Origin of the sequence: Shewanella japonica, assembly GCF_002075795.1 — a bacterium.
GTDB lineage: Bacteria > Pseudomonadota > Gammaproteobacteria > Enterobacterales > Shewanellaceae > Shewanella > Shewanella japonica.
The window spans coordinates 927,533-945,560 of the sequence record NZ_CP020472.1 but is presented as its reverse complement, the minus strand read 5'-3'; the positions used below and the strand labels follow the sequence as shown (position 1 = coordinate 945,560).

Below are 18,028 nucleotides of genomic sequence, written 5' to 3'. Positions count from 1 at the left end.
TTGTTCCGTCAAAAGTGAGCAATTAGTACGATACTAACATTCAATGACACCCCATAATAGGTGCACTAGAGCACAAAAAAGATCTAACTTGTGACAATCGACGTATTGATTTTTAACCCAAACAGGCTGAGGTGCACTATGGAGTTACGAATTTTTTACGATAGCGCTTGTCCATTATGTTCTAACGAAATGGCGCAACTTAAGAAGCACGATCGATTACACAAAATTGAATTGGCTGATTTAAACCAAGACAATTTCGAAGAAAAATACCCCCATATTGATTTATCTGTGGCCAATAACATCCTGCATGCAGAAACAAATGACGGCACAATTCTAACGGGATTAGATGTGACAGCTAAAGCTTGGGCATTAACAGGTAAGCATAAGTGGATTCAATTATTACGCTTACCTTGTGTTAAACCTTTTGCTGATATCGCTTATCGTGGATTTGCGAAAAATCGCTACCAAATTTCTTATCTACTCACAGGACAGCAACGTTGTGAAGACGGTAGCTGTAAGTTGAAGTAGCCTATGGATATCTGTCGTGTTCAAGCCGTTAACACTGCCATTGTTATCGGCGCATCTTCAGGTATTGCAAAAGCGATTTTCACCGAGCTCGCTGATAATGCTGAGATTGAGCAAATCATTACCATCAGTCAAAAAGAACTGGTTTTTAATGTTAGCAATAACATTCATCACCACATTTCCTGCGATTACACCATGAATGGCTCAGGCAATAGCGCCAGTAATGACGCTAACGAAAACATAGCAAGAGTGTGCCTTGCTCTATCATCAATTAAAGGGCGTATCACCAAGGTGTTTATTTGTAATGGCAGATTGCATTCATTAAACAATCAAATGTCAGTCCATACACATAATCCACAGACCTCAAAGAGTCCAGAAAATCTACAAATTGAGCCATCAACTGTTTTATCGCCAGAAAAGCGCCTTGAAGATATTACCCCAGCATCTATGCTGTCAGTCTTTCAATCCAACACATTAGTGCCAATGATGTGGCTTCAACATCTCGTTAAACTCGTAAACGGCAAGCAGGCATGCATCATCAGTGTGTTAAGTGCCAGAGTTGGCAGTATCAGTGAAAATCAGTTAGGAGGCTGGTATAGCTACAGAGCATCAAAAGCGGCACTGAATATGTTAATAAAAACCAGTGCAATTGAGTATGCACGCCGAGCTAAAAATACAAAATTGATCGCGTTTCACCCTGGTACAACCGATACCGAGTTATCTAAACCTTTTCAGGCTAACGTTCCCGAAGGGAAATTGTTCACCGCAGACTTCGTCGCCCAGCAATTACTCACAATTCACCAAGGTATTGAATTTAACAACCAAGCAGAGTTTCTTGATTGGCAAGGTAAAACAGTGCAGTGGTAACTGCAGATTACAGACACAAAAAAGCGAAGCCTAGGCTTCGCTTTTTGTCGTAAACGATGAGCTTACTTAACGAATTCAACACCTAGGTCGATATCGCCTTTTAACGTATCAAGCATTGCATCACGTGCGTTTGCTTCAAATGCGCTTACTTCACCGTATGGAAGTACTTTTTCTACGCCGTTTTTACCTAATACAACAGGCTGTGCGAAGAATTCAGCGTGCTCGCTGCCGCCATCTACGTATGCACATTCAACAACGTTTGCTTCACCTTGTAGGCCGCGAACTAAAGATAGACCGAAACGACATGCCGCTTGACCCATTGAAAGTGTCGCACTACCGCCACCGGCTTTAGCTTCAACAACTTCTGTACCAGCGTTTTGGATGCGAGTTGTTAGTGAAGCAACTTCTTCATCAGTAAAGCTTACGCCTTCAACTTGTGAAAGAAGTGGAAGAATAGTCACACCACTGTGGCCGCCGATAACGTTAATGTTAACATCAGCAACGTTTAAGCCTTTAAGCTCAGCGATGAAAGTTTCAGAACGAATAACATCAAGTGTCGTCACACCGAATAAACGATTCTTATCGTAAACACCCGCTTTTTTAAGTACTTCAGCAGCAATAGCAACTGTTGTATTTACTGGGTTAGTGATCACACCAATCAATGCTTTAGGGCAAGTAGCAGCGACTTTTTCAATAAGGTTACGTACGATACCCGCATTGATGTTAAATAGATCTGAACGATCCATTCCAGGCTTACGTGCAACACCAGCAGAAATAAGAACAACATCAGCGTCAACTAGCGCAGGCGTTGGATCTTCACCAGCAAAACCAGCCACTTCAACATCTGTTGGGATGTGGCTTAAATCGACAGCAACACCTGGTGTTACAGGAGCAATGTCATACAGAGACAACTTTGAGCCTGCAGGAAGTTGAGTTTTTAATAGTAAAGCTAGGGCCTGGCCGATACCGCCAGCAGCACCAAGTACAGCTACTTTCATAATTATCTCCAATAACGTTCTTATGTTTGACTTCTAAGTTTATGATTCTCAGTCTGTGACATAGATCATATTTCTTGTGGCGTCACATTACTGCATCAGCGAGACAATTTCAATTATCCCTTAGTGGAGTAAAGCAATTAACTTATTCTATGATATATATATCAATAATCCCTGATTTAGCACTTACACTGTAAAGTGAATTTTTATTCACCGATTTAGCTTATTTCTTGACTTGTGACGTTTATATATTCAAAATGAACCCGTTTTGTGAATATATTGTATTCAATTTAAAAATTACTATAAGACGAAAAAAAATATGCCAGCGACCAAGAATCAGGATGAACTCGTTAAAACGTTTAAGTCGATATTAAAGGAAGAGCGCTTTGGTAGCCAAAGTGAGATCGTCAACGCACTACAAGCAGAAGGTTTTGGCAACATAAACCAATCTAAAGTATCGCGCATGCTCAGTAAGTTTGGCGCGGTGCGGACTCGAAATGCTAAGCAAGAAATGGTGTACTGTTTGCCCGCTGAATTAGGTGTACCGACAGCAGGTAGCCCAGTTAAAAACTTAGTATTAGATGTTGATCATAACCAAGCTATGATTGTAGTGCGTACCAGTCCAGGTGCAGCACAACTCATCGCACGATTACTTGATTCAATAGGTAAGCCTGAAGGCATTTTAGGTACCATTGCTGGTGACGACACGATCTTCATTTGTCCATCCAGCATTAAAACCATCGATGATACGTTAGAAACAGTTAAATCACTGTTTAACTACAGCGAGTAAAACAAGCGTTATGTTGAGTCTGTAGTACGGACGAAAACGCAATAAAAAAGCAATGCCTTGGCATTGCTTTTTTTGGTTTTAATCTACCCAAGCTTACAAGAACGCGTATCTTGCAAAATTAGTCGTTAGCAAACTGCGCTAAAAAATCTAATGATGGCGCAAAGAATGATGACCCCGTCAGTGCTTTAGTAAACTGCATGAGGTGGTCGTGATTACCATGACCGTCACCATAAATCATGCTGCGTAGCATTTCTTCAAAATGAGTTGGGTTATGGCAGGTCGAGATAAACATCAACCCTTGCTCTCTTAACGAGCCAAAAGGCATGCTCTGGCGTAAAATCTCCATCGACTTACCATCTGCATCTTTTAAATTAACTCGCTTGATATGGCTGGTTAATGGCTTATCTTCAGAAGCGTATTCAATATCATCTTGCTTAGTACGGCCAATGATATCTTCTTGTTTCTTCTGCGGTAGGCGATTCCATTTACTCAAGTTATGGGCATATTTTTGCACATGAACATAACTACCGCCTTTAAATGAGATATCCTCATCAGCCACTAAAGCAACTTCTTGACGGCTGCGCCCTTTCGGGTTTTCTGTACCATCGACAAAGCCAGTTAAGTCACGGCTGTCCATAAATCTAAAGCCACGTTCTTCTTCAATTAACTCAACCAAACCTTCAAACATTTGGCTAATTTCATTGGCAACTAAATGCAAAATGTCATAACGATCGCAGCGGATATGCATGAATAAGTCGTATTCGATTGCAGGTGCATCTCGATTACCTTCATTCATCGCAGGAAAAGGGCGTAATTGAGCAGGTCTTTGTCCGTCAAAAATGGTATCCCAATAATTCGCACCAATAGCAACAAAGCCATTAAATGCACTATCTGCATATTGGTCAGATAATTCATAAATATATTGGGCTACATTGGCTAAACATGGGCGAAGCTGATCTTCGACACCATCATTTGCATTAAACATCAAATAGACGCTATGCAGATTTCCTTCAGCACAAATCCCTAACTGTTCGCGAGGCATATTCTGTGTTTCCATGTTGGAATCAATCACCTTTAACAATAATAAGATATAAAGAGTTTAAGGCAATTGAGCAATTTATTCCTTACTGCTCTATGCAATATTTAATCAATTTAGACTTAGGTCACTAAAAAATCACTAGCGGATGCGCTGATATGGACAAATTAACTTTCTGGCCTAATGTCAGTTCGGTTAACTGACTTCTCACTTCGAGCGTCTGTTGACCTACTTTAACCCAATAATGACAAATTGTACCCAGAAAACGTCGCTCGACAATTTCACCTTGCCCCTGTGCTGCAGGTTGAATCTCGATTTGCTGCGGTCTGAGAAGTAATTGCCCCTGAGTATTAACCACGTTTTTTATCAGGCTAGTGCTTTCTATTAAGCCTAATATGGAGGCGACTTGCGTGGCGCTTTTAATGGTGACGGTAATGTAATTACCTTCACCAAGAAACTCTGCAACGTAACGATCGTTTGGCGCACCGTACAAGTCTTCTGCAATACCATGCTGAACAATTCCACCTTCTTTAAATAAAGCCAGTTTATCTGCAAATACAAATGCTTCATCTTTACTGTGAGTGACAAAAACTGCACTGACATTACGCTGCTTTAAGATCTGTCTAATTTCCAGCATCATCTCACTACGCACTTGAGAATCGATATTAGAAAAAGGCTCATCGAGAAGTAAAATCTCGGGTTGATACGCTAAGGCTCTGGCAATCGAAACACGTTGTTGCTGGCCACCTGATAACTCATGAGGGTAACGTTTCCCTAAGCCTTCAAGCTTAACTAAAGCGAGCATATCCTCAAGGCGGTCTTGGCGATCTTTTTCAGATAACCCCTTAACGCCAAACAAAATATTATCACTGACGGTTAAATGGGGAAACAATGCATAATCTTGAAAAATCATCCCAATGCCACGCTTTTCGCTGGGAACAAATACGCCATCAGCACTTAGCGATTGACCATTTATGATAATTTCACCTTCACTGATCGCTTGAAGACCAGCAATAGCACGTAATAACGTGGTTTTACCGCAGCCACTAGGCCCTAACAGCGCAACGATTTCTCCCTGCTCTAACGTTAAGTTGAGTCCATTAAGTATGACCTGCCCTTGGTAGTCACTTTTAACATTTTTAATGGTCAGTGTGGACATATTAGCTCTCTTGCTCCAGCGAACGATTAAGGTAAATCAATGGGATAAGTCCAACGATTACGATGACAATTGCAGCCAAAGCACCATGCTCTAGTTGCTCATCAGAAACAAACTGAAAAACATGAGTCGCAAGGTTTTCAAAACCGATAGGACGCAATAGTAACGCTGCTGGCAGCTCTTTCATGCTTTCAATAAATACTAACAGTGCTCCTGCAAATATGCCTTTACGTAACAAAGGTAAATGCACACGCCATAGCAGCTGTCTTGGGGTTTGCCCCATAGTAATACTTGCCATATCTAACGAAGGAGACATTCGCTTATAGCTATTTTCGATACTGCCAATTGAAATCGCCACAAAGCGAACGCAAAAAGCAAAAATAAGCGCAATGACACTGCCCGTAAATAATAAGCCAGGTCCTCTGCTATCAATGTAGGCATAAACATCATTAATGGCAAAATCAAGATAAGTCAGTGGAACCAAAACGCCAATTGCCAGTACCGTGCCAGGTATTGCATAACCCGTGCTGCTTAATCGTGAGGGTAGCAAATCACTTTTACGTGGGCTAACACGGCGAACAAACATCATAATTAATGCCAGTACAACACAGATAAAACTCACTACGGCTGCGATATATAAACTATTAAAACTGTATTGCCAAAAGCGGCTATTCCAGCTTTCGTCAAAGTAGTCAATTGCATAGCCTGCAAGCACCATAAAAGGTAATAAAAATGCCAATACAATCAATAAAGCGCAGTAAGAAAATGAGCTCCAAGCTTTAAAGCCTGTTAAATAATAACGGTCTGACTCTGTCAGTTTTGATTGCTTTTGAAATAACTCTTGTTTACGGCGAGCAAAGCGCTCTACCCCTACCATGGCAAAAATCACCAACAACATGATTGCCGAGAGTTTTGCTGCGGCAGATAAGCTGCCATAGCCAAGCCAAGTATCATAAACCGCAGTCGTTAACGTCGGCACAGCAAAGTAACTTACCGTGGCAAAATCAGCAGCGGTTTCCATTGCCACTAGCGCCATTCCCACCGCTAAGGCTGGCCTTGCCATGGGTAAACCTAAGCGCCAAAAGCTTTGCCATGGATTACAACCCATAATGCGAGAGGCATGTAATAAGCTAGACGATTGCTCCATAAAGGCTGTGCGGGCTAACAGGTAAATATACGGAAATAACACTAAAGACAACATGATAGCTGCGCCTGTTAGCGTACGAATATCGGGGAAGTAATAATCTTGTGGGGATGACCAACCAAAGACTTGCCTTAGCATACGTTGCACAGGCCCAGCATAATCAAGCATGTCGGTATAAACATACGCGACGATATAGGCAGGCATTGCTAAAGGTAGCAGTAGCGCCCATTGGAAATAGCGCCGTCCAGGAAAGTCACAACGTGCTACGAGCCAAGCCGCAGACACAGCAATGACCAAAGAACCGATGCAAACCTGTAGCATGAGTAACAAGCTATTGCTGATATAGGTTGGTAAAACAGTATCAAATAAATGACTAAATACTGCTTCGTCAGGAATTGTTGCTTGTACTATAAGTGCAAAAAGCGGCAATATTAATATTGCCGCAATCGCATAACCAGTGAGCGACCAGCTTCTGGTTAAGCCTAAAATCATAAATACATTCCAGTTAGCACCGCATAATGACTATGCGGTGAAATGCTGCATTCTTATAGGTCAAATTTAACTTCATCAAGTAGTTTAACTGCTGCTTGATGATTTTCTGCTAGCTTGTAAATCGGAAGGTCATCAGCTTTAAAACTTCCCCAAGATGCAACCATTTCAGAAGGTGCAACATCCGCTTTTACTGGATATTCCATGTTCACTTCTGCATAAGACTTTTGCGCAACATCAGATGATAAAAATTCCATTAATTTTATAGCATTATCTTTGTTCGGTGCAAACTTAGCGAGAGCCATACCTGAAACATTGATGTGTGAACCGCGATTCTTTTGATTCGGGAAGTTGATGTAAACCGCATCAGCCCAGCTCTTTTGCTTAGGATCTGTCAACATTTTACCAAAGTAATAACTGTTACCAATGGCCACATCACATAAGCCTTCTTTAACCGCTTTCACTTGCGCGCGGTCATTTCCTTGAGGTTTACGTGCTAGATTAGCTTTTACGCCTTCAAGCCAAGCCTTAGTTTCAGCTTCACCATGGTGAGCAATCATTGAAGCGACTAGTGCAATATTATAAGGATGCTTGAAACTACGAGTACAAATCTTACCTTTGTACTGTTCTGATGCTAAATCTTCATAGTTTAGATCCAGCTTACCCACACGCTCTTTTGAAGAGTAAACATTACGAACACGCATGGTTAACGCATACCAGTCATTGTCTGGAGAACGATATTGCTCAGGGATATTGCTGCTCAACGTATCGCTTTTAACGTCAACAACCAAATCTTTTTCAACCAATTCCATTAAACGTGAAAAATCTGATGTAAGAACAACATCAGCAGGAGAAAGACGACCTTCACGGGCAATACGCTCAGCAATGCCATCTTTAGCAAATACGACGTTAACCTTAATGCCAGTATCTTTAGTAAATTGTTCTAAAATCGGCTCAACAAGAAACGCTTGTCGATAAGAATATACAGTAAGATCATCTGCTGCTTGTGCTGTGATAGAACCCATTGAAGATACAGCTGCAAGACCTAACAGCGCAAAACTCTTTAACGATTTCATTCCAATTTCTCCTTGCCCTTACGGCGCTTTTTATTATTGCAAAAACCTGATTTAAGCACTTTTCTTAACCAATAATTAAGATGTTACTTATATTGCATTAGGTTATCACCCATGGAAATGATAATAATTATCAATTGCGGAAAGGATAATAGATCGGCGCTTTTTGAGCAAGTATTCTTTAAAGATTACTGACTGTATTATTTGGAATAAGTAAGTTAATTAGTGAGTAAAACAAGGTTTTTTGAAGGCTGTATTAAGGATAAATACAGCCTCTAATAGTGAGCAAAAAAATAACCGTTATCAACGCAGGCTATCACTGCGTCTTACCAGTATTTCTCTACCGTAATTTGCCCAGGAGCTCGGCGTAAGCTCTTAACTAATCCTTTTTCAGTTAACGTTGATTGCGCATCCACAATCATTTCAGGATTACCACAAATTAACACTTGAGAGTTATCGGCACTAAGCGCGATGCCTGCTGTTTGTTCAATTAACCCACTTTGTAGGCCATCGGGAATTCGACACGACAACCCCTCGGAATAATGCTCTCGTGTCACTGACGGTATAAAAATAAATTGTTGCGGGTACTTTTGTTGTAACGCCTTAATTTGCGGTAAATAAGCTAAATCTTCGATTAACCGGACGCCATAAACCAGCACCACTTTTTCAAATCGTTGCCATGGCTCATCAGTTTCCATCATTGAAATGAAAGGCCCTACTGCAGTACCTGTTGCCAAAAACCAAAGATGCGGTCCTTGTATTGCCCCTGTGGGAATTTCTTCAAGCGTCATAAAGCCTGCCGCTTTGGTGCTGACTTCGATTTGCTCTCCTACTTTTAATGCTTGTAAATCTGGCGATAACTGACCATCTTCAACTGCGACGGCAAGCACTTCGATGTAAGGTTTTCCTGGCGGATTGACCAGTGAATAAGCTCTTGCGATACGTTTTTCATCCCGAATTTGGCTGAGCTTGATAAATTGCCCAGCTATAAATGGCTCAACATCGGCTTCGATGCGTAACGAAAACAATTTATCGTTCCATTCAATACGTTCAATAACAGTACCTGTTGTCCACATAAGCTGTTCCTTAGAAAATCAGTTCTCTATGTCAATTCGCTAACTTTATGCGCTAATTCTATGTTAGTTGCTCGCTTTCTACGTCCGCTTGTTTTGCCGTATCTTGCTTGAAGGTTTCAAGCCCAGCTTGTATCAAGCTATAGGTTTTATCCACGCCAGCTTCAATGTCACCTTCAAATACATTCAGACCAGTTAAAATCTCAGTGGCCTCACTAAAACCTTGATCAATTGCACCAGAAATAATGTCCATAAAGCTATCTAATTGCTCATTAAACTCCATGCCACTGTTTTGCTGCTGGTGCACCGAAAAAAAGTTAGTCGCAAAACTGACTATACGCTCTGCAGTGGCTTCTGGCGAATAATCCACTTCATTTTCAGCATTTTTTTGAATGACATTTTCGCCTAAGGTTGGAGCCAATTCACTGTTAATTGAATCAATAGCTGCTCGATAAAGAAGTGCCATGGATTTATCGCCAGATTGAATACTCACTTGTTCTTGCGCAGCCAAAATACTGCTATTTTTTAAATCCCTACTTATCTCGCTGATTGATGCTTTACTCCCAGAGACATCGTTGTTGCTGGGAATATCTTTAGCACCATTACTAGGCTGTTGATTTTTAGCAGCCTGAGCATTTAGCTGCGTTGGGTTATAAATTTCCATCTGTGTATCCTCATAATCACTTTTACAATGGGTATCAACCTTTGGTATACCGATGTCAAAAATGATGTGATAAAACCAAAAACGCTTGCGAGTTTATCGACCAAAAAACCTGCAGCTTTATGGTGGCGAGTTATTATTTCCATTTGTCGCTATCGGTACCTTTAAATTACCTAGAACAAAAACCGACCTTCATTCATAATGATGATAGTCAAAAAATAAACAATTTAGCGAATATCAATCACTAATAACTGTTATCTACTCAATATCAATCGATCATTTTTAAGGAACAAAAATGCAGCCACATTGGTTTATCGTCGGATTAGAGATATTTACAGGGTTATTTCTCGCCTGTATTGCCATTTTATTTATCTCAGTGATTTATATGTACATCGCAGATAAATTACAGACTAAACAAGCTATTCGTCACAATTACCCCGTAATAGGTCGATTTAGATATTTGTTTGAGAAACAAGGTGAGTTTTTTAGGCAATACTTTTTTGCTCAAGATAGAGAAGAGTTGCCCTTCAATCGTGCTGAGCGTAGCTGGGTATATCGCGCCGCAAAAGATGTCGATCGCACCATCTCATTTGGCTCAACCCAAGTGCACGACAAAACTGGCACGGTAATGTTTCTTAATGCCGCATTTCCTAAATATGATTCAGATGAACATCAAGACAGCATTATTACTGTAGGTGAGCACTGTAAAACCCCGTATAGGACAGCAACAGTTTGCCACATTTCAGCGATGAGCTTTGGTGCATTATCCCGCCCTGCCGTGACAGCATTATCCCATGGTGCAGCACAAGCTGGTTGCTGGCTTAATACTGGTGAAGGAGGCTTAAGCGAGCATCACCTAAAAGGCAACTGTGATTTAGTGTTTCAAATCGGTACTGCTAAATATGGCGTACGTGATGAGCAAGGAAAACTTGATGATGACAAGCTCCGTAACATTGCAGCCCATGACAACGTCAAAATGTTTGAGATTAAACTAAGCCAAGGTGCCAAACCTGGTAAAGGCGGCATTTTACCTGGCGTTAAAGTCACTGAAGAAATTGCAGCTATCAGAGGAATCCCGGTAGGGCAAGATTCCATTAGTCCTAATGGCCATGCTGAGTTTAATAGCGTCGTGGATATTATTGACATGATTTGCCATGTTCGTGACATCACAGGAAAGCCCACAGGCATAAAAGCTGTGCTTGGTGATGAACAGTGGTTAATCGACTTATGTGAAGAAATAAAACACCGAGGCATTGAGAGTGCACCAGACTTTTTTACCCTTGATAGCGCTGAAGGCGGAACAGGCGCCGCGCCTCAAGCATTAATGGATCATGTCGGCTTACCGATTAAAGAAAGCTTACCTATAGTCATCAATCTGTTTAAACAAAAAGGACTGAAACAACGAATCAAAGTGATTGCTAGCGGCAAAATGATATTGCCCTCTCAGGTTGCTTGGGCCTTGGCGACAGGTGCCGATTTTATTGCCTCTGCACGGGGAAATATGTTCGCACTAGGCTGTATACAAGCTTTACAGTGTAATAAAGATACTTGTCCAACCGGCATCACTACCCATAATAAGCATCTTCAACAAGGGTTAGATCCCCATAACAAATCTGCAAGGGTGGCGAATTATAATCGCTCTTTGCATCATGACTTGAAAATTATCGCCCATTCATGTGGAGTAAGTGAAGCAAGACAGTTAACACGGCACCACGCCAGAATTGTCACAGAGAGCGGTATATCGGTGTCATTGGACAAGTTTTATCAACAGTATTGAGTACATTGATCGCAAACTAAGTCCTAACCTAATAGATAATCACTGTAGAATGATAAACTTAAGCAGTATTGCCGTTTATTAGAAAAAACTATTAGACTAATTGCTAATATATTGACAAGGTAATACTTTGAACTATCTTTAGATTAAGTATAAAATTGTGACTTAAACCACACTTTTAATCACGTTAAGCATATTGGCGAAGGGATATAGATTTGAAAGAGACAAATTCAATCATGGCACAAAATGATACCCATAAAGCAATGTCATTAACTTGTACCAATTGTGAGCGCCTTTCAGAAATCGAAGGTGAAAAAGTCTGCTTCGATCATGGCAAGATTACTCGTCTAACGGAATTAAATACTAGCGATGCAATAATAAAAATGGTGTGTAACAGTTGGTCTAAAAACAGCTAACCGACTCAGTTTATCCAATAAAAAAGCAATCATTATGATTGCTTTTTTATTGGATAAATACCATTCACTTTGCCTTTCATTAAGGCACAAAGTGCCATTACACTAAGATATCGGCTGCGCTATCATCCGCTTTTAATAAACTGTCTTCGCTTTCATTGTCATTAATTTTAGCTAATGTCAGTCCACGGGTTGTCACAATTAATCCTGCACATAGTTCATCATAAACAGCCTGCAGTTCATCTTGGTTCATTTCTCGCTTTTCAAGCGTAGCCATAATCGCAAACCAATCGGTGGTCACTTTATGTTGTGTCCCCTCTAGGGCTGCTATTAAAGAAATGTTTTGCACTAACGACCTCCATACTTAGGCTTAATTACCCGATAATTCCCTATTTACCTAAACGATCTCAATCCTTTCCAGGCAATTAAAGTTAATTATACACAAAAACTGCACTTTCAAAGAGAGAAAACACACACAAGCATGCGATCAATGTGTGATAGTTTGCTCATTTTGGATTCGCCATAACTTTGCATACACACCATTTTGCGATAATAATGCTTTATGCGTCCCCTGTTCTGCAATTCGACCTTCACTTAACACCACGATTTTATCAGCATCAACAATCGTAGATAACCTATGAGCGACCACCAAACTGGTGTGCCCTTTTGCCGCCACTTTTAGGGCAGATAAAATGGCTTGTTCAGATTGACTATCTAGTGATGACGTTGCTTCATCAAACACTAAAATGGGGGTTGCTTTTAGAATAGCTCGGGCAATGGAGACTCTTTGTTTCTCACCACCTGATAACTTTAAGCCTCGCTCCCCAACTTTAGTTTGCCATTTTTGGGGTAATGACTCGATGAAATCAGTCAGGTTAGCCAAATGTACCGCCTCTTTGAGCGCTTCATCAGTTGCTGTTGGCTGGCCGTAAAGAATATTGTTATAGATGGTGTCATTAAACAGCACAGTATCTTGTGGCACGATGGCGATTGATTGACGCAGCGCCTGCTGAGTTAACTGTTTAATATCATGCCCATCAATGGTTATTAAGCCACTATCAACGTCATAAAACCGAAATAGCAGCTTTATCAGGGTAGATTTACCCGCGCCACTTTCTCCTACAACTGCCACTTTTTGACCTGCTGGAATGCTAAAACTGACATCTTTTAGGATCGACCGCTCATCATAGTTAAAGCAAATATGATTAAACGCTAGTTCACCTTGAGTAGGCGTCACATTAGACGCTGACGGAATATCTTGGATGGCTGGTACTTTATCTAACAAAGAAAACATTCGCTCAATATTGGCTAGTGCACCTCGAATCTCTCGATAAACAAAACCTAAGAAATTAAGTGGGATAAACAGCTGCATCATAAATGCGTTAATTAATACGAAATCACCTAATGTCATATTGCCTTCAGTCACTTCATAGGCAGCAAGCCCCATCATGGCTGTCATCGCGACCGCAATTATCAGTGCTTGGCCAGCGTTTAAAGCAAATAGCGATAACCTGTTTTTACGTTTGGCGACTTCCCATTGATCCAATGCTTCATCGTAACGCTGTGATTCATAGCGCTCATTATTGAAATACTTAACCGTTTCATAGTTAAGTAAACTATCAACTGCCCGTGTATTGGATAATGAATCTGCATTGGCAGCATCACGAACAAAACCGGTACGCCACTCAGTCGCCACTATTGAATAGCCAATATACGCAACGACCGCAATCAAAGTGATTAACGCAAAACCGATTCCATAGTTAATAAAAAAGATAATGATGACCAGACTGATTTCTAGCAAGGTCGGGACAATATTGAACACCATAAAGCGCATCAAAAAGCTAACACCACTGGTGCCACGCTCTATGTCCCGAGACAATCCACCTGTCCGCCTATCTAAATGGAAATCCAAGTCAAGACGATGCAGATGCTCAAATACCGCTAAACCAAGGCGCCGAATTGCACGTTCAGTGACTCGGCCAAATAACGTATCTCGAATTTCACCAATGATGACATTAAGAAACCTAACCGAGCCATAAGCCAACACCAAAGCAATAGGCACGGCCACGATTGTTGCCGTTTTTTGAGCATCTAAGCTATCAACCAAATCTTTTAAAATAAACGGTAGGCCCACACTGGCAAGTTTGGCAACAACAAGACATAACATTGCCAGAAAAATACGCCCTTTGAACTCGAATAAGTAAGGCCACAATAGCCCCACAACTTTCCAGTTAAGTTTGCCAACAGGGCCATCAAAATATAAAGAGGGTCTCATTAAATTTCACCATAGGGAGGGAATACAAGCACAATGCAACAATTTCAGTTAAGCAAGACATTAAGTTCTACATAACGTTAACACTATAACGGCTTTACATAGCTTATTTAAAATCAAAAAAGCACGATAAAAATTGCATGATTTTACGGCATTATATCGGTAAGATATCCGATAAATAATACTTTAGAATTACTTTTGCTTTTTTTGACTAGTCTAAAAGACTATTTTTTTAGAAAAAAACGCAGATTTAGCTAATTTTGGCTTGTTTCTAGTTCTGAAACGAAAAAGAATTTGGTACTCTTTATTTGATTCTTTTTGGCATTTATTACCAGCCATTAACATTTTTTCCCAGCTCAAAGGAAGTAACATGTTAGACGCAACAAAAGTTCAGCACCCACCATTACAACTAATACAAACTTGGGTATGGATGATGATCGAATCAGGTAACCCTGAGCTACAAGACAAAGGAAGAAACAACCTCATCTCGGCATTTGGAAGCCTAGCTAAAGCAAATGAATATTTAGCAAATACCAATAAATAAGGCGCCTCTCAGCGCCTTTTTTATCAAATGAGTGCACTTAATTAGCTGCGACGTTTTTGTACGCTTTGGCTAAGTGTCTCTAATAAGCTTTCGGTATCGGCCCACCCAATACAAGCATCAGTAATACTTTGACCGTAACAAAGCGCTTTACCAACAACTAAATCTTGGCGACCTTCTTCGATATTACTTTCAACCATCACACCAAAAATATTCTGATTGCCCGCACTAATCTGATTAGCCACATCCTCTGCCACTAACATCTGCTTTTTAAAATCCTTACTGCTATTAGCGTGACTAAAATCAATCATAATATTAGCTGCAAGCTTGGCTTTCTCTAGTTGGCTTTCAATCGCTGCTACATGAGTTTGACTGTAGTTTGGCTCTTTACCGCCTCGAAGAATGATATGACAGTCAGGGTTACCTTTTGTCGATACAATGGCTGAGTGACCAAACTTGGTCACTGATAAAAAGTGATGAGGTGCACTTGCTGCCCCAATAGCATCGATAGCGACTTTAATTGTGCCGTCAGTACCATTTTTAAACCCGACAGGGCTTGATAAACCCGATGCTAACTCACGGTGAACTTGAGACTCAGTAGTACGAGCTCCAATTGCACCCCAACACATCATATCCGCCACATATTGTGGTGTAATCATATCGAGGAACTCACCCGCGGTAGGAATACCAGCTTCGTTTAAATCAACGAGAAGTTTGCGTGCAGTACGTAAACCATCATTTAATTTAAAGCTATTGTCCATGTAAGGATCATTAATTAAACCTTTCCAACCAACAGTTGTACGTGGCTTTTCAAAATACACTCGCATAACGATTTCAAGCTGATCTTTATATTTTTCACGTAATGCTAATAAGCGCTTACCATAATCCAACGCGGCAACAGGGTCGTGGATAGAACAAGGGCCTATAACGACAAGTAGACGATCATCTTGTCTATTTAAAATACGGTGAATGCCATCACGTGCGTTAAAGACTGTTGCTGATGCAGTTTCTGATGCTGGAAATCGCTCTAAAATGGCAATTGGAGGCAATAGTTCTTTTATTTCATCAATTCTAACGTCATCATTTTGGTAATACATAGTTTATACAACTCCAGCAAACAGTTTATTTATGCCAACGTTTAACATTGGCAGTAAAGCATAGCGATCAGCTCTATAATTCAAACAGTACCACACAATAATTCGTTCAATCTATGGTTTTATTAGTTTTATGTATTTAAATGACTGTTAATCAATAAGTTTAGATAAACAAAAATAAAATATATAATAAATTCATTAAGTTCGGTTTAGTTGAATAAATATGAAATTTTTATTATCTGCGCTTATTTGGCTAGATTGAGTTAATATCGCACAGCGTGCTCAAAGTCATAAACGAAAAAACCATGAGCAACACACGTTGAGCATGGTTTTATAATGAGCCACGACTAGGCTTTTGTTTTTCACACTTATTTGTAGAGCTCTCGGACTAATGGCGCATCATAGCTTGCAACTTACCTTTGTAGCGATGTTGGTTTACTTCATCAATACTCAAATCCAGTGCTTTTTTCATATTCTTTTTAGCACGCCTCTCATCACCTGTCGCCCAGTAAGCGCGAGACAGGCCAAAATAAAACTCATGTCGATAGTCGGCTCTTTCAACCGCGCGCTTATACCAGACTAGCGCCTCTTGATACTGCTTTTCAAAATAAGCTTGTTGCGCCATATCAAAGTAGTAGAAAGGGTTTTTAATCCGTGCAAGCTCCAATACTTTATGTACTTGTTGCCATTCATCTAATCTGTTTTGTTCACCTAATATCAAGGCTAAGTTATATAAAGTCGTAATGTTCTCAGGCTCAAGCTGTAATACATGCCGATACGCTTGCTCTGCGAGTTTGTTTAAACCTTTATGGCGATAAATCACAGCTAAGGTATTAATGCTATTTACATAATATGGATCTAATTCTATCGCTCTTTTAGATAGTGCATAAGCTAAGTCATACTCGTTTTTAACTAATGCTTCTGCTGCAACGTTATTGAAGTACATACTCGATAAAGTCTGCTTGTTTATCTGCTTTATTCTATAGGCTCTAATTGAACGCTCAGGTAAAAAGTCGACTAAAATTTCAGACCCTCTAAAGCTGTATGAGTTGATGTCGTCTCGATGGAGCAGCTTCATATTCACATGACCATTAACAAGATAAAAACCGCCACGTCTATCCCAAATAGGCTCGACATCTATGTCTTGATACTTAACAGGGACATTTAATGCCTCAGCTATTGCAGTGGACAGCACAACTAAAGACATGCAATTGCCTGCTCGTTCTTGTGCGGTAACGCTGGCCATTCGCGTATAATGATCACGATATTCAAATCCACCATTTTCTGCATCAATGTACTCAGCAAGCCAAACATTAACCGGCTTTTTATTTCCAACAACTCCACCTGAGCGGGCATACGCTTTCTTAATCTCATTAACCATGCCCTCAGGTAACTCATAGATTGTTTCTGTTGCTGGTATTGCCGTTGGTGTGAAATAGCTGTCATTAAACAACTCCGTGGCATTGGCTGAACTTTGATGGGTTTGAGTGCTAGAGCAGCCAAAAAGAAAGAGAGGTAATAGCAATGCCAAACAAAGGCTTAGCTGTATATTATTGCGAGGTAAAATTGCATTATTATTTTTTTTGTTATTTTCATATTTTTGAAACATATTTATGCTCCGCTCAAAACACCTTTATTAAGCATAGATGCATGTACGAAAATGAGATATATAAATGTGACAAAAAATATTTTCAATAAGGTTAAGGCTGTTCAGCAACAATAAACTGAAACGGAATAAACTGGGCAATGTATATCGCTAAGAACATAGCGAAGCACATTACCAAGAAGATAGTAATTACTTTACTTGTGGTATTTTAGGCGGGTCAATTTGAATAAATAACTCTTGATTTTGATGCATATAAGGTCGGTACATACTGCCTGCACAATTATAATAATGGTATGGAACAGCGACTGCGAGGCACCCTAAAGGCAACGCTTGAAGGATTTGAATTTGTTGTTGCATACGTAGCATTTCTTGCCACTGATGATCTTGCTGAACCGCATCTCTAACGGCAAAGGCATCAAAAGGTTCAGATGATTTACGAACCACAACTTTACCCGCATGACTTAGCGTACTCATCGTTATTCCTGCAAGTGCTATAACACTAATAAGAAGCGTTAACCT

The 18,028-nt window shown here is 40.3% G+C and carries 18 protein-coding genes; 6 read left to right on the top strand and 12 right to left on the bottom strand.

Going from position 1 to position 18,028, the window contains the following annotated elements; genetic code table 11:
- The first annotated feature begins 138 nt into the window (after positions 1–138).
- The gene (locus SJ2017_RS04025) at positions 139–528 is read left to right on the top strand and encodes a thiol-disulfide oxidoreductase DCC family protein (protein ID WP_065109844.1); all 390 of its coding nucleotides are present in this window, start codon (positions 139–141) and stop codon (positions 526–528) included.
- Positions 529–531: 3 nt separating this feature from the next.
- Positions 532–1,392, top strand: a complete 861-nt coding sequence (locus SJ2017_RS04020) for an SDR family NAD(P)-dependent oxidoreductase (protein WP_080914940.1) — start codon at positions 532–534, stop codon at positions 1,390–1,392.
- A 62-nt stretch (positions 1,393–1,454) separates the two neighbouring features.
- Here SJ2017_RS04020 and mdh read toward each other — a convergent pair whose 3' ends face one another.
- Positions 1,455–2,390, bottom strand: coding sequence for a malate dehydrogenase (mdh, locus tag SJ2017_RS04015; RefSeq protein ID WP_055022602.1), 936 nt, complete (start codon positions 2,388–2,390; stop codon positions 1,455–1,457).
- A gap of 316 nt (positions 2,391–2,706) precedes the next feature.
- Here mdh and argR point away from each other — a divergent pair, with 316 nt between their 5' ends.
- Positions 2,707–3,177 (top strand): transcriptional regulator ArgR, encoded by a 471-nt coding sequence (gene argR, locus SJ2017_RS04010; protein ID WP_055022603.1) that lies wholly within the window; start codon positions 2,707–2,709, stop codon positions 3,175–3,177.
- A gap of 118 nt (positions 3,178–3,295) precedes the next feature.
- On the opposite strand, the gene SJ2017_RS04005 is transcribed toward argR, so the two are convergent.
- The 6 genes from SJ2017_RS04005 to SJ2017_RS03980 form a co-directional block, all read right to left on the bottom strand.
- A complete protein-coding gene (locus tag SJ2017_RS04005) occupies positions 3,296–4,234 on the bottom strand; it encodes a Dyp-type peroxidase (RefSeq protein ID WP_055022604.1) in 939 nt (312 codons plus the stop codon).
- A gap of 109 nt (positions 4,235–4,343) precedes the next feature.
- Positions 4,344–5,372, bottom strand: coding sequence for an ABC transporter ATP-binding protein (locus tag SJ2017_RS04000; protein ID WP_055022605.1), 1,029 nt, complete (start codon positions 5,370–5,372; stop codon positions 4,344–4,346).
- A gap of 1 nt (position 5,373) precedes the next feature.
- Complete coding sequence (locus tag SJ2017_RS03995) at positions 5,374–7,005, bottom strand: ABC transporter permease (RefSeq protein WP_080914939.1); 1,632 nt, start codon at positions 7,003–7,005, stop codon at positions 5,374–5,376.
- 53 nt (positions 7,006–7,058) lie between these two features.
- The gene (locus SJ2017_RS03990) at positions 7,059–8,078 is read right to left on the bottom strand and encodes a Fe(3+) ABC transporter substrate-binding protein (protein ID WP_080914938.1); all 1,020 of its coding nucleotides are present in this window, start codon (positions 8,076–8,078) and stop codon (positions 7,059–7,061) included.
- Positions 8,079–8,401: 323 nt separating this feature from the next.
- The gene (locus SJ2017_RS03985) at positions 8,402–9,151 is read right to left on the bottom strand and encodes a ferredoxin--NADP reductase (protein WP_080914937.1); all 750 of its coding nucleotides are present in this window, start codon (positions 9,149–9,151) and stop codon (positions 8,402–8,404) included.
- A gap of 58 nt (positions 9,152–9,209) precedes the next feature.
- On the bottom strand, positions 9,210–9,812 hold the full coding sequence (locus SJ2017_RS03980) for a DUF5610 domain-containing protein (RefSeq protein ID WP_080914936.1): 603 nt from the start codon (positions 9,810–9,812) through the stop codon (positions 9,210–9,212).
- 292 nt (positions 9,813–10,104) lie between these two features.
- Here SJ2017_RS03980 and SJ2017_RS03975 point away from each other — a divergent pair, with 292 nt between their 5' ends.
- Both SJ2017_RS03975 and SJ2017_RS03970 read left to right on the top strand, forming a co-directional pair.
- Positions 10,105–11,586 (top strand): FMN-binding glutamate synthase family protein, encoded by a 1,482-nt coding sequence (locus SJ2017_RS03975; protein ID WP_080914935.1) that lies wholly within the window; start codon positions 10,105–10,107, stop codon positions 11,584–11,586.
- 212 nt (positions 11,587–11,798) lie between these two features.
- Positions 11,799–11,999: a hypothetical protein gene (locus SJ2017_RS03970; RefSeq protein ID WP_225442174.1), complete on the top strand. Its 201-nt coding sequence runs from the start codon at positions 11,799–11,801 to the stop codon at positions 11,997–11,999.
- A gap of 97 nt (positions 12,000–12,096) precedes the next feature.
- On the opposite strand, the gene SJ2017_RS03965 is transcribed toward SJ2017_RS03970, so the two are convergent.
- Both SJ2017_RS03965 and SJ2017_RS03960 read right to left on the bottom strand, forming a co-directional pair.
- On the bottom strand, positions 12,097–12,345 hold the full coding sequence (locus SJ2017_RS03965; protein WP_055022612.1) for a hypothetical protein: 249 nt from the start codon (positions 12,343–12,345) through the stop codon (positions 12,097–12,099).
- A 138-nt stretch (positions 12,346–12,483) separates the two neighbouring features.
- Positions 12,484–14,271, bottom strand: coding sequence for an ABCB family ABC transporter ATP-binding protein/permease (locus tag SJ2017_RS03960; protein WP_080914933.1), 1,788 nt, complete (start codon positions 14,269–14,271; stop codon positions 12,484–12,486).
- 367 nt (positions 14,272–14,638) lie between these two features.
- On the opposite strand from SJ2017_RS03960, the gene SJ2017_RS21400 reads away from it, so the two are divergent.
- Positions 14,639–14,812 carry a hypothetical protein gene (locus SJ2017_RS21400; RefSeq protein WP_119967651.1) on the top strand — a complete coding sequence of 58 codons (174 nt, stop codon included), beginning with the start codon at positions 14,639–14,641 and terminating at the stop codon, positions 14,810–14,812.
- 41 nt (positions 14,813–14,853) lie between these two features.
- Here the strand turns inward: SJ2017_RS21400 and aroG are convergent, their stop codons facing one another.
- From aroG to SJ2017_RS03945, 3 genes are all read right to left on the bottom strand, one after another.
- Positions 14,854–15,906, bottom strand: a complete 1,053-nt coding sequence (aroG, locus tag SJ2017_RS03955; RefSeq protein WP_080914932.1) for a 3-deoxy-7-phosphoheptulonate synthase AroG — start codon at positions 15,904–15,906, stop codon at positions 14,854–14,856.
- A 385-nt stretch (positions 15,907–16,291) separates the two neighbouring features.
- Positions 16,292–17,512, bottom strand: a complete 1,221-nt coding sequence (locus tag SJ2017_RS03950) for a tetratricopeptide repeat protein (protein WP_080914931.1) — start codon at positions 17,510–17,512, stop codon at positions 16,292–16,294.
- 186 nt (positions 17,513–17,698) lie between these two features.
- Positions 17,699–17,983, bottom strand: a complete 285-nt coding sequence (locus SJ2017_RS03945; RefSeq protein WP_225442173.1) for a hypothetical protein — start codon at positions 17,981–17,983, stop codon at positions 17,699–17,701.
- Between the last annotated feature and the right edge of the window lie 45 nt (positions 17,984–18,028).

What these genes read in the sequence shown, in the direction of transcription:
- SJ2017_RS04020 (WP_080914940.1), top strand. Translation starts at nt 532, where the DNA reads ATGGATATCTGTCGTGTTCAAGCCGTTAACACTGCCATTGTTATCGGC.
- SJ2017_RS03995 (WP_080914939.1), bottom strand. Translation starts at nt 7,005, where the DNA reads ATGATTTTAGGCTTAACCAGAAGCTGGTCGCTCACTGGTTATGCGATT.
- SJ2017_RS03980 (WP_080914936.1), bottom strand. Translation starts at nt 9,812, where the DNA reads ATGGAAATTTATAACCCAACGCAGCTAAATGCTCAGGCTGCTAAAAAT.
- SJ2017_RS21400 (WP_119967651.1), top strand. Translation starts at nt 14,639, where the DNA reads ATGTTAGACGCAACAAAAGTTCAGCACCCACCATTACAACTAATACAA.
- aroG (WP_080914932.1), bottom strand. Translation starts at nt 15,906, where the DNA reads ATGTATTACCAAAATGATGACGTTAGAATTGATGAAATAAAAGAACTA.
- SJ2017_RS03945 (WP_225442173.1), bottom strand. Translation starts at nt 17,983, where the DNA reads ATGAGTACGCTAAGTCATGCGGGTAAAGTTGTGGTTCGTAAATCATCT.
- argR (WP_055022603.1), top strand. Translation starts at nt 2,707, where the DNA reads ATGCCAGCGACCAAGAATCAGGATGAACTCGTTAAAACGTTTAAGTCG.
- SJ2017_RS04000 (WP_055022605.1), bottom strand. Translation starts at nt 5,372, where the DNA reads ATGTCCACACTGACCATTAAAAATGTTAAAAGTGACTACCAAGGGCAG.
- SJ2017_RS03960 (WP_080914933.1), bottom strand. Translation starts at nt 14,271, where the DNA reads ATGAGACCCTCTTTATATTTTGATGGCCCTGTTGGCAAACTTAACTGG.
- SJ2017_RS03985 (WP_080914937.1), bottom strand. Translation starts at nt 9,151, where the DNA reads ATGTGGACAACAGGTACTGTTATTGAACGTATTGAATGGAACGATAAA.
- SJ2017_RS04005 (WP_055022604.1), bottom strand. Translation starts at nt 4,234, where the DNA reads ATGGAAACACAGAATATGCCTCGCGAACAGTTAGGGATTTGTGCTGAA.
- SJ2017_RS03975 (WP_080914935.1), top strand. Translation starts at nt 10,105, where the DNA reads ATGCAGCCACATTGGTTTATCGTCGGATTAGAGATATTTACAGGGTTA.
- SJ2017_RS03990 (WP_080914938.1), bottom strand. Translation starts at nt 8,078, where the DNA reads ATGAAATCGTTAAAGAGTTTTGCGCTGTTAGGTCTTGCAGCTGTATCT.
- mdh (WP_055022602.1), bottom strand. Translation starts at nt 2,390, where the DNA reads ATGAAAGTAGCTGTACTTGGTGCTGCTGGCGGTATCGGCCAGGCCCTA.
- SJ2017_RS04025 (WP_065109844.1), top strand. Translation starts at nt 139, where the DNA reads ATGGAGTTACGAATTTTTTACGATAGCGCTTGTCCATTATGTTCTAAC.
- SJ2017_RS03950 (WP_080914931.1), bottom strand. Translation starts at nt 17,512, where the DNA reads ATGTTTCAAAAATATGAAAATAACAAAAAAAATAATAATGCAATTTTA.